Raw genomic sequence first — 10,242 nt, 5'->3', positions numbered from 1 at the left:
GAAGCATCGCCCGCAGCTTGCCGGGATTTACCGGCTTCTTGAACAGCGCGCCTTCGAGGCCGCGCAGGCGCGAGCGCTTCAGGATGTGATCCTTGTCGTAGTAGTAGGCGGTCATGAGGATTACCGGCAGCCGCGGCATATCTTCCTTGACCTTGAGGTAGAAATCGTAGCCGTCCATCTCGGGCATCACGACGTCGGAGATGACCGCGTCGATTTTGACATTGCGCAGGATACCCAGCGCGGCACTGGGACGCGGCGCGGTATACTCGGCGGTCGTCGAGATCATCGTGAAACCGCATGCGCGCGTTCGGTATACGACCATCCAGAACTGGTCGAACAACGTCTACAACCTGGTCACCAAGCGGGCCCGCGCCGAAGCCGGCGCCACCATGGAGTGGGTCGACGGCAACATCGGCTCGAAGGTGACGATGAAGTACCCGGCGGTCTGGATGACCGGCGAGTACGCCAAGGGCGAGGTGTTGTCGGTGGCGTTCGCCGGCGAAGACCAGCACCAGGACACCGGCGCCAAGATGCTGCACCTCGCGCCGAACACGTCAAGCAACATCGTCTCGAAGTCGGTGGCCCGCGGCGGCGGCCGCACCTCCTACCGCGGCCTGGTGCAGGTGAACAAGGGTGCACACGGGTCACGCTCCAGCGTGAAATGTGATGCGCTGCTGGTCGATACGATCAGCCGCAGCGACACCTACCCGTACGTCGACATCCGCGAGGACGACGTGACGATGGGCCACGAGGCCACCGTGTCCAAGGTCAGCGAGAACCAGCTGTTCTACCTGATGAGCCGCGGGCTGACCGAGGACGAAGCGATGGCGATGGTGGTGCGCGGCTTCGTCGAGCCGATCGCCAAGGAGCTGCCGATGGAGTACGCGCTGGAGCTCAACCGGCTGATCGAGTTGCAGATGGAGGGCGCGGTCGGATGACCGCTGTTGAAGGGTCTTCGCTTGCCGCACTGAACAAGGGGGAGCTGTTCGCGTCATTCGACGTGGATGCGTTCGAGGTTCCCGGTGGGCGCGACGAGATGTGGCGGTTCACCCCGCTGCGCCGGCTGCGCGGACTGCACGACGGTTCAGCGCCGGCCAACGGCAGGGCGCAGATCGCCGTCAGCGAACAGCCCGGCGTTAAGACCGAGACCGTGCGCCGTGGCGACGAGCGGCTGGGACAGGGCGGCGTCCCCACCGATCGTGTTGCAGCGCAGGCCTTTTCGGCGTTCAACTCCGCGACGCTGGTGACCGTCGGACGTGACACGCGGATCGCCGAACCGGTCAACATCAGTGTGACGGGCCCGGGCGAGGGCGCGGTCGCGTACGGGCATCTGCAGATCCGGGTCGAAGAGCTCGGCGAGGCGGTCGTGGTGGTCGACCAACGGGGGAGCGGAACCTACGCCGACAACGTCGAGTTCATCGTCGAGGACGCCGCGCGGCTCACCGTCGTGTGGATCGCGGACTGGGCCGACGACATGGTTCACGTCAGCGCGCACCATGCCAAGCTGGGCAAGGACGCGGTGCTGCGGCATGTCACCGTCACGCTGGGCGGTGAGGTGGTGCGAATGTCGGCCGACGTGCGCTTCGCCGCCCCGGGCGGGGATGCGGAACTGCTGGGGCTGTACTTCGCCGACGACGGGCAGCACCTCGAGTCGCGGCTGCTGGTCGACCATGCGCAGCCCAACTGCACGTCCAACGTGCTGTACAAGGGTGCGCTGCAAGGAGATCCGGCTTCTCAGCGGCCCGACGCGCACACCGTGTGGGTCGGTGACGTGTTGATCCGCGCGGAAGCCACCGGCACCGACACCTTCGAGGTGAACCGCAACCTGGTGCTCACCGACGGGGCTCGTGCCGACTCGGTGCCCAACCTGGAGATCGAGACCGGCGAAATCGTCGGCGCCGGGCACGCCAGTGCCACCGGACGTTTCGACGACGAGCAACTGTTCTACCTGCGCTCCCGCGGCATCCCCGAAGAGCAGGCCCGCCGACTGGTGGTGCGTGGCTTCTTTGGCGAGATCATCTCCAAGATCGCTGTGTCAGAACTACGGGAACGCCTGACCGCAGCTATCGAACACGAACTGGAAATCACGGAATCGAGAGCGACAGCTTCATGACCACTCTGGAAATCAAAGACCTGCACGTCAGCGTCGAGAACCCCAACGCCGCCGAAGGCGAGGGCGAGATCCCCATCCTCAACGGCGTCGACCTGACGGTGAAATCCGGTGAGACACATGCGTTGATGGGCCCCAACGGCTCGGGCAAGTCCACGCTGTCCTACGCCATCGCCGGCCATCCGAAATATCGGGTGACATCTGGATCCATCACGCTGGACGGCCAGAACGTGTTGGACATGAGCGTCGACGAGCGTGCCCGCGCCGGACTGTTTTTGGCCATGCAGTACCCCGTCGAGGTGCAGGGTGTGTCGATGTCGAACTTCCTGCGCAGCGCCGCGACCGCGGTCCGCGGTGAGCCGCCGAAGCTGCGGCTTTGGGTGAAAGAAGTCAAGGCCGCCATGGCGGACCTCGACATCGACCCGTCCTTCGCCGAACGCAGTGTCAACGAAGGCTTTTCCGGCGGTGAGAAGAAGCGCCACGAAATCCTGCAGCTGGGGTTGCTCAAGCCCAAGGTTGCGATCCTCGACGAGACCGACTCCGGCCTCGACGTCGACGCGTTGCGGGTGGTCAGCGAGGGCGTCAACCGCTACGCCGAATCCGAGCACGGCGGCATCCTGCTGATCACCCACTACACCCGCATCCTGCGTTACATCCGCCCGCAGTTCGTGCACGTGTTCATCGGAGGCCGGATCATCGAATCCGGTGGTCCCGAGCTGGCCGACAAACTCGAGGAGAACGGCTACGTACGCTTCACCGAAGCGGCGGCAATGCCCTCCGGAGGAGCCTGACCTCATGACCATCTCGGCAAGCCGCATCCCTGTGCTGGACCTCGCGGCGATTCGTGCCGACTTCCCCATTCTGAAGCGCGTCATGCGAGGCGGAAATCAGTTGGCGTACCTGGACTCCGGCGCGACGTCGCAGCGTCCGTTGCAGGTGCTCGACGCCGAGCGTGAGTTTCTGATGACGTCCAATGGCGCGGTGCATCGTGGCGCGCACCAGCTGATGGAAGAGGCCACCGACGCCTACGAACAGGGCCGCGCCGACATCGCGGCGTTCGTCGGCGCCGACACCGACGAGCTGGTCTTCACCAAGAACGCCACCGAGGCGCTCAACTTGGCGTCATATGTGCTGGGCGACCAGCGTTTCGGGCGCGCCGTCGGACCCGGCGACGTCATCGTCACCACCGAGCTCGAACACCACGCCAACCTGGTCCCGTGGCAGGAGCTGGCCCGTCGCACCGGGGCCACACTGCGCTGGTACGGCGTCACCGATCACGGGTGCATCGACCTGGACTCCCTGAAGCTCGACGAGCGCGTCAAAATCGTTGCCTTCAGCCATCATTCCAACGTGACGGGTACGGTGGCGCCGGTGGCCGACCTGGTATCGCGCGCCAAGGCGGTCGGTGCGCTGACCGTGCTGGATGCCTGCCAGTCGGTGCCGCACCAGCCGGTCGACCTGCACGCCCTCGACGTCGATTTCGCGGCCTTCTCCGGACATAAAATGCTGGGCCCCAACGGGATCGGTGTGCTATACGCCCGTCATGAGCTACTGGCCCAGATGCCGCCGTTCCTCACCGGTGGGTCGATGATCGAGACGGTGACCATGGACGCGACCACCTACGCCCCGGCACCGCAGCGGTTCGAGGCCGGCACGCCCATGACGTCCCAGGTAGTCGGATTGGCCGCGGCGGTTCGCTATCTCAGCGCCATCGGCATGGACGCCGTCGAGGCCCACGAACGCGAGCTGGTCGCCGCGGCCATCGAAGGCCTTTCCGGCATCGACGGCGTGCGCATCGTCGGGCCGACATCGATGGAAAACCGTGGCTCCCCAGTGTCGTTCGTCGTCGACGGCGTGCACGCCCACGACGTCGGGCAGGTGCTGGACGACGACGGTGTCGCGGTACGCGTCGGGCACCACTGCGCGCTGCCGCTGCACCGCAGGTTGGGCCTGGCGGCCACCGCGCGGGCGTCGTTCGCGGTGTACAACACCGCCGAAGAGGTCGAGCGTTTGGTGGCCGGCGTGCGACGGTCCCTGGACTTCTTCGGGAGATCCTGACCGTGCGCCTCGAGCAGATCTATCACGACGTGATCCTCGATCACTACAAGCATCCGCAGCACCGGGGGTTGCGGGAGCCGTTCGGCGCGCAAGTTTTTCATGTCAACCCGGTCTGCGGCGACGAGGTCACCCTGCGGGTCACCTTGTCCGACGACGGCCAAACCGTCGCCGACGTCTCCTACGACGGGCAAGGCTGTTCGATCAGCCAGGCGTCGACCTCGGTGCTCACCCAGCAGGTGATCGGTCAGAGCCTGCCCGAGGCGCTCAAGACCATCAACGCGTTCACCGAGATGGTGTCCTCGCGCGGCAACGTCGAGGGTGACGAGGACGTCCTGGGTGACGGAGTCGCGTTCGCCGGAGTAGCCAAATACCCGGCGCGGGTGAAATGCGCGTTGCTGGGATGGATGGCTTTTAAGGATGCGCTGGCCCAGGCCAGTAATGTCTTCGAGGAGGTCACGGATGAGCGAAACCACCGCACCGGATGACGAATTGCTTGCCGACGTCGAGGAGGCGATGCGTGACGTCGTCGACCCCGAACTGGGGATCAACGTCGTCGATCTGGGATTGGTCTACGGCATGAACGTCGAAGAAGGTGACGAGGGAACCGTCGCCCTGATCGACATGACGTTGACGTCGGCGGCCTGCCCGCTGACCGACGTCATCGAAGACCAGTCGCGCAGCGCGTTGGTGGGCAGCGGCCTAGTCGACGAACTGCGGATCAACTGGGTGTGGAATCCGCCCTGGGGCCCGGACAAGATCACCGAGGACGGGCGCGAACAACTGCGCGCCCTCGGCTTCACTGTCTGAATTCGGCTTCGGGCGCCCCGCTACATGTGGAAGGGCAGGCGGGGGAGGTGCAGGTGGTGGCGCGGGCGCCCCATCGGCGGGCACGCCTCAAGGCTGATCGTCGTCGCTTCCAGCACGGCGCCGTTTTCCGTTCCCTGAGCTCCCATGCACACACCGTGCTCGATCGCCTGAGCGCTGGTCACCGACTGCTTGCTGTAGGAGGTCGTGCCGGCCACGGTCACATTGACAGGGGTGGTTTGACCGCCGGCACCGATGCCGTTGACGGCAATGGTGGTGCCCGACACCGAGGTGACCGTGCCATAGAGGCCGGCCGGCGGCGGGCATCTGCCGTCAATGGCCGGCGTGATCGTCACGGATTGCGCAGTGATCGCGCCACCGGCGGGGGCGCTCTGCGGGGTAGCGCGCACGTTGACGCAACTGCCGGGCGTGACGTCGGCCAGTTGGGCCGGGGTGACCTGGACAACCCTTGTCGACGGTGTGAAGTTCACCGTCGCGGATCCGGTCCGCGTCCTGAGCCGGATCGTGTTGTCCGATACCGACTCGACCAGGCCCTCGACGTAGTCCTTGCCCACGGCGGGGGGCGCAGCTGCCGGTGGAGGCGCCGCGCTCGGTGCCGGGCTCGCCGGGATTGCCGTCACGGTGGGCTTTCCGTTGCTCGACGTGCTATGCGAGGGGCCGCACATGGCGATGCACACTGTGATGACGGCGATGACCGCGATCAGCGCGAGCTGAGTCAGTCGAGGTTTGGCCGAGAGGATAGAAATCGTTTCTCCGATCGTGCGCACGCCGTTAAGCGAATACCCACTGGAGCGCCGTTTTCACCAACGCGGCCGGGCTAAGTGACGGCGATCACCCTCCCTAACCGTGCGGCTGCTTGCCCGGGCCCCCGCATTTACCGTCGTTGGCCGGTCGCAGGGTGGCGGTCGTGGCCTGCAGCGTGCCGCCATTTTCCGTGGTTCCCCGCGCCGCAATGCACTTGCCCGCGGTGATCGCTTGGCTGGTGGCCGACGCCTGCTTGGTGTACCTGGTCTTGTCGTTGACCGCGACGGCCGTCTGCGACGTGTTGCCGCTGGTGTCGGTGCTCGTCACGTTGATGGTGTTACCCGCGACGGAAGTTACCGCCCCTTGCACCGCCGATCGCTTGGCTGGAGCCGTGGTGGGTGAAGGTGCCGGTGTCGTGGAACCTGGCCCCGAACCCGGGACAGACTCCTTGGCCTGCGGGCATTTTCCGTCGACGGCCGGGCTGACGCGCACGTTTGCCGCGGTGACGGGTTGCCCGCCCTGGGATCCCTCGTGGGAGGGCCGCACGGTGACGCAGCTGCCCGTGGTGACGTCGGTAAGCGAGGCCGCGGTGACCTCACTGACCTTGGTCGATCCGGTGAAGTCCACCGTGGCGGTGCCAGTGTCCTGGGTGACTTGAATCATGTTGCCGGACACCGACGCGATCAGTCCGCTGACATGCGCTTGGCCGTTGGCCGGCGCCGACGTAGTGGTGTTTGGGGTCCCCGTCGGGCTCGCCGAAGAACTCGGTGATGACGTGGGGCTTGACTGGTTCGACGAGCCGCACGCCGCGATGGACAGCGCGGCGGCTCCGGTGACCGCGAGGACCGCGAATCGGGCGAGCCGGGGCATGTGGGAGTTGGCGGATATCAACGTTTCTCCATTCGTGAGTTGTGCTCAACGAACGGGTTTACCCGCTGAACCTGTGCGTGACTTATGTGTTGTAGCCCGTCAGAACGCGGCTTCGGAAACGCGCATGATGTCGTCATCGATGGACTCGATGACATTGCGTTGCGCGATCAGCTTCGGCAGCATGTTCCTGGCGAAGAACGCCGCGGTCGCGATCTTGCCCTGGTAGAACGCCTTGTCGTTCTTCGCGTTGCTAGTCTCCGGCGCGTCGGCAAGTGCGGCGTGCGCGATACCGGCTTGCACCAGCAACCGCCAGCCGATGAGCAAGTCACCGACCGCGAGCAGGTATCGCACCGATCCGAGCCCCACCTTGTAGATCTCGGTGGGGTGTTGCGTGGCGGACATCAGGTACCCGGTCAGCGCGCCCGTCATCGCCGTGACGTCGTCGAGCGCGGTTTGCAGCAGCTCGGCCAGCGGTTTCAGTGCCTCATCACAGGCATCGATGGTGTCACTGATCTGGGCCGTCACAAACTTCAGCGCCTGGCCGTGGTCGCGGACGATCTTGCGGAAGAAGAAGTCCAGCGCCTGAATGGCGGTGGTGCCCTCGTAGAGGGAATCAATCTTGGAATCGCGGATGTATTGCTCGAGCGGATAGTCCTGCAGGAAGCCCGAGCCACCCAGCGTCTGCAGCGACTCGGTCAGGATCTCGTAGGCCCGTTCCGAGCTCACCCCTTTGACGATGGGCAGCAGCAGGTCGTCGACGCGGTGCGCCAAATCATGATCTGCACCCGAAACCCGTTGTGCGACATCGTCGTCCTGGTGCGCGGCGGCGTACATGTAGAGCGCCCGGAGGCCCTCGGCGTAGGCCTTCTGGGTCATCAGGCTGCGGCGCACATCGGGGTGGTGCATGATCGTGACCCGCGGTGCCGCCTTGTCGGTCATTTGGGTGAGGTCCGCACCCTGCACCCGCTCCTTGGCGTAGGCCAGCGCGTTCAGGTAGCCCGTGGACAGGGTGCCGGCAGCCTTGACGCCGATCGTCATGCGGGCGTGCTCGATCACGGTGAACATCTGCGCGATCCCGTTGTGCACGTCGCCGACCAGATAGCCGACGGCGGGCACATCGGTGGCGCCGAAGGTCATTTCGCATGTCGGCGAGGACTTGATACCCATCTTGTGCTCCACGCCGGTGACGAAAACCCCATTGCGGGAACCGAGTTCGAAGGTGTCGGGGTCGAAAAGATAGTTGGGAACATAGAACAGGCTCAACCCTTTGGTACCCGGACCGGCGCCCTCGGGCCGGGCCAGCACCAGGTGGAAGATGTTCTCGGCGGTGTTGCCCACGTCTGCACCGGAGATGAACCGCTTGACGCCCTCGATGTGCCAGGTGCCGTCGGGTTGTTCGACGGCCTTGGTGCGTCCCGCGCCGACGTCGGATCCCGCGTCGGGTTCGGTGAGCACCATGGTGGCCTGCCAACCGCGCTCCACACCCATTGCGGCCCACTGCCGCTGCTCCTCGTTGCCCTCGACGTAAAGCGCCTGCGCCATGAAAGGGCCCAGGCAGAAGAAGCTCGCAGAGGGGTTGGCACAGAAGATCATTTCGGTGACCCCCCATGCCAGCGGCGGTGGTGCGGGCATGCCACCGATCTCTTCGGCCAGCCCCAGCCGCCACCACCCGGCTTCTTTGATCGCCTGCACCGTCTTGGCCAACTCGGTCGGCACGCTGATGGTGTGGGCATCCGGGTCGAATACCGGGGGATTGCGGTCGGCAACGGCAAAGGACTCGGCAACCGGGCCTTCCGCCAGGCGAGCGGCTTCCGCCAATATCGTTCGTACCGTGTCCTCGTCGAGGTCGCTGTAGCGTCCGGCGCCGAGGACAGCGCCTAGATCAAGAACTTCGAAGAGGTTGAACTCGAGATCACGGACGTTGGCGATGTAGTGGCCCAAGGCTAGTCCCCTTACTGGTCTCTTCACCGGCGGGTCAACAGCCCTAAGTCTGTCCGACGTGGGAAAACGTACGCAACCGTAACCTCGGGCGGTCTTGTGCCATAGGCGAATCCGCGCCGCCGTTCCTGCTGACCGGCGGGATCGCCGACGTGCGTGCGGCGCGGCCGCTTGAGGTTCGAAATCCAGCGATACCCAGACCTCACCACCGCGCATTTCAGCAGGCCAGCTACGGCAACGACAACGTGCTCGTGTACTTCAGGGCACCGTTGTGCGCACCGTGTGACGTGTTCACCCCGCCTACCAGGCGTCGTCGGAGAAACACCCCGACATCGTCCACGGCAAGGTCAACTTCGAAACCAGCGGACGATCCGGTGCGGGCAGCTGCGGGGCCTAGTCTGCGCCGCATCGAACCCGCGGGAACAACGCAGGAACAAGGGGCCAGTTCGGCGCGTTAGGGCGATTGTGACAACACGCGACCTCTCAGCTGAGCAGTTCAACGAAACCATCGAGGGCAACGACATCGTCCTCGTCGACTTTTGGGCGTCCTGGTGTGGACCATGCCGCCAGTTCGCACCGACTTTCCACGCATCGTCGGAGAAACACGCCGACATCGTGTACGCCAAAGTCGACACCGAGGCCGAACAACAGCTGGCAGCGGCCGCCCAGATCCGGTCCATCCCCACGCTGATGGCCTTCAAGAAGGGGAAACTGCTGTTCAACCAGGCCGGAGCCCTGCCGCCGGCGGCCCTGGAGGACCTGGTCCAGCAGATCAAGGCCTTCGACGTGGACGCCGCCCAGGCCGAACAGGCCTGACGCGCCGCGCGCGGCATCGCAAGTAGCCGCGCGCTACCGTGCACGGGTGAGTTTGGTACTGGTAGAGCAACCGCGGCCCGGGGTCGCGCTGATAACCCTCAACCGGCCCGAGCGGATGAACTCCATGGCGTTCGACGTCATGATCCCGCTCAAAGAGGCCCTCGAGAAGGTGACCTACGACAACGCCGTGCGCGTGGTCGTGCTGACCGGGGCGGGTCGAGGGTTCTCCTCGGGCGCCGATCACAAGTCCGCGGGCGCGGTGCCCAACGTCGACGGCCTGACCCGCCCGACCTACGCGCTGCGCTCCATGGAACTTCTCGACGACGTCATCTTGATGCTGCGGCGGTTACACCAACCGGTGATCGCCGCGGTCAACGGCCCGGCCATCGGCGGCGGACTGTGTCTGGCGCTGGCCGCCGACATCCGAGTGGCCTCCACCAGCGCCTACTTCCGGGCCGCAGGCATCAACAACGGGCTGACCGCCAGCGAACTGGGGCTGAGCTACCTGTTGCCCAGGGCCATCGGGTCGTCGCGCGCGTTCGAGATCATGCTGACCGGTCGCGACGTCACCGCCGAGGAGGCCGAGCGCATCGGGCTGGTGTCGTGTCAGGTGCCCGAAGGCCAGCTGCTGGACACCTGCTACGCGATCGCCGCACGGATAGCGGCCTTCTCGCGGCCGGGAATCGAGTTGACCAAACGCACACTGTGGAGTGGACTGGACGCCGGTAGCCTGGAAGGGCACATGCAAGCCGAGGGCTTGGGACAGCTTTTCGTTCGCCTGCTCACCGCCAACTTCGAAGAAGCGGTTGCCGCGCGCGCAGAACGCCGACCGGCAGTGTTCACCGACGACAAATAACTCGCAGGCTAGGAGAGCGAATGTG

At 65.3% G+C, this 10,242-nt stretch carries 10 protein-coding genes and 3 pseudogenes; 9 read left to right on the top strand and 4 right to left on the bottom strand.

Annotated features, from left to right (window positions below; translation table 11 throughout):
* Positions 1-286 (bottom strand): response regulator (locus ACLP4W_RS31255; RefSeq protein ID WP_442391629.1); only part of this gene is annotated, 286 nt, incomplete at its 3' end.
* Here ACLP4W_RS31255 and ACLP4W_RS31250 point away from each other — a divergent pair.
* The 6 genes and pseudogenes from ACLP4W_RS31250 to ACLP4W_RS31225 all read left to right on the top strand — a co-directional run.
* Positions 258-938 (top strand): annotated as a pseudogene (locus ACLP4W_RS31250) (SufD family Fe-S cluster assembly protein); the annotation flags it as partial. The gene ACLP4W_RS31255 and the pseudogene ACLP4W_RS31250 overlap by 29 nt on opposite strands.
* Positions 935-2,113: a Fe-S cluster assembly protein SufD gene (sufD, locus tag ACLP4W_RS31245; RefSeq protein ID WP_442391628.1), complete on the top strand. Its 1,179-nt coding sequence runs from the start codon at positions 935-937 to the stop codon at positions 2,111-2,113. The pseudogene ACLP4W_RS31250 and the gene sufD, both read left to right, overlap by 4 nt.
* Entirely contained in the window at positions 2,110-2,901 is a 792-nt protein-coding gene (gene sufC / locus ACLP4W_RS31240; protein ID WP_442391626.1) for a Fe-S cluster assembly ATPase SufC, read from the top strand. Before sufD ends, sufC begins: the two co-directional genes overlap by 4 nt.
* Positions 2,902-2,905: 4 nt before the next feature.
* On the top strand, positions 2,906-4,168 hold the full coding sequence (locus ACLP4W_RS31235) for a cysteine desulfurase (RefSeq protein ID WP_442391624.1): 1,263 nt from the start codon (positions 2,906-2,908) through the stop codon (positions 4,166-4,168).
* A complete protein-coding gene (gene sufU, locus ACLP4W_RS31230; protein WP_442391633.1) occupies positions 4,165-4,653 on the top strand; it encodes a Fe-S cluster assembly sulfur transfer protein SufU in 489 nt (162 codons plus the stop codon). Before ACLP4W_RS31235 ends, sufU begins: the two co-directional genes overlap by 4 nt.
* Positions 4,628-4,975, top strand: a complete 348-nt coding sequence (locus ACLP4W_RS31225) for a metal-sulfur cluster assembly factor (protein ID WP_442391622.1) — start codon at positions 4,628-4,630, stop codon at positions 4,973-4,975. Before sufU ends, ACLP4W_RS31225 begins: the two co-directional genes overlap by 26 nt.
* A gap of 20 nt (positions 4,976-4,995) precedes the next feature.
* On the opposite strand, the gene ACLP4W_RS31220 is transcribed toward ACLP4W_RS31225, so the two are convergent.
* From ACLP4W_RS31220 to ACLP4W_RS31210, 3 genes are all read right to left on the bottom strand, one after another.
* Positions 4,996-5,739: a DUF5666 domain-containing protein gene (locus ACLP4W_RS31220; protein WP_442391631.1), complete on the bottom strand. Its 744-nt coding sequence runs from the start codon at positions 5,737-5,739 to the stop codon at positions 4,996-4,998.
* Between the two features lie 94 nt (positions 5,740-5,833).
* Positions 5,834-6,628 carry a DUF5666 domain-containing protein gene (locus ACLP4W_RS31215; RefSeq protein WP_442391620.1) on the bottom strand — a complete coding sequence of 265 codons (795 nt, stop codon included), beginning with the start codon at positions 6,626-6,628 and terminating at the stop codon, positions 5,834-5,836.
* A 78-nt stretch (positions 6,629-6,706) separates the two neighbouring features.
* Complete coding sequence (locus tag ACLP4W_RS31210) at positions 6,707-8,548, bottom strand: acyl-CoA dehydrogenase (RefSeq protein ID WP_442391618.1); 1,842 nt, start codon at positions 8,546-8,548, stop codon at positions 6,707-6,709.
* 188 nt (positions 8,549-8,736) lie between these two features.
* On the opposite strand from ACLP4W_RS31210, the pseudogene ACLP4W_RS31205 reads away from it, so the two are divergent.
* The 3 genes and pseudogenes from ACLP4W_RS31205 to ACLP4W_RS31195 form a co-directional block, all read left to right on the top strand.
* Positions 8,737-8,906: pseudogene (locus ACLP4W_RS31205) on the top strand (thioredoxin family protein); the annotation flags it as partial.
* Positions 8,907-9,010: 104 nt separating this feature from the next.
* Positions 9,011-9,361, top strand: a complete 351-nt coding sequence (gene trxA, locus ACLP4W_RS31200; RefSeq protein WP_442391616.1) for a thioredoxin — start codon at positions 9,011-9,013, stop codon at positions 9,359-9,361.
* A gap of 7 nt (positions 9,362-9,368) precedes the next feature.
* Positions 9,369-10,217: pseudogene (locus tag ACLP4W_RS31195) on the top strand (enoyl-CoA hydratase); the annotation flags it as partial.
* Positions 10,218-10,242: the final 25 nt, after the last annotated feature.

It is taken from the genome of Mycobacterium sp., assembly GCF_052145595.1.
Taxonomy (GTDB): Bacteria; Actinomycetota; Actinomycetes; order Mycobacteriales; family Mycobacteriaceae; genus Mycobacterium.
Note: the sequence above shows the minus strand (reverse complement) of the source record. Positions and strands in the feature narration are given on the sequence as shown.

Excerpts from the sequence above, each read along its gene's own strand:
- ACLP4W_RS31225 (WP_442391622.1), top strand. The coding sequence starts at position 4,628 with ATGAGCGAAACCACCGCACCGGATGACGAATTGCTTGCCGACGTCGAG.
- sufD (WP_442391628.1), top strand. The coding sequence starts at position 935 with ATGACCGCTGTTGAAGGGTCTTCGCTTGCCGCACTGAACAAGGGGGAG.
- ACLP4W_RS31235 (WP_442391624.1), top strand. The coding sequence starts at position 2,906 with ATGACCATCTCGGCAAGCCGCATCCCTGTGCTGGACCTCGCGGCGATT.
- sufC (WP_442391626.1), top strand. The coding sequence starts at position 2,110 with ATGACCACTCTGGAAATCAAAGACCTGCACGTCAGCGTCGAGAACCCC.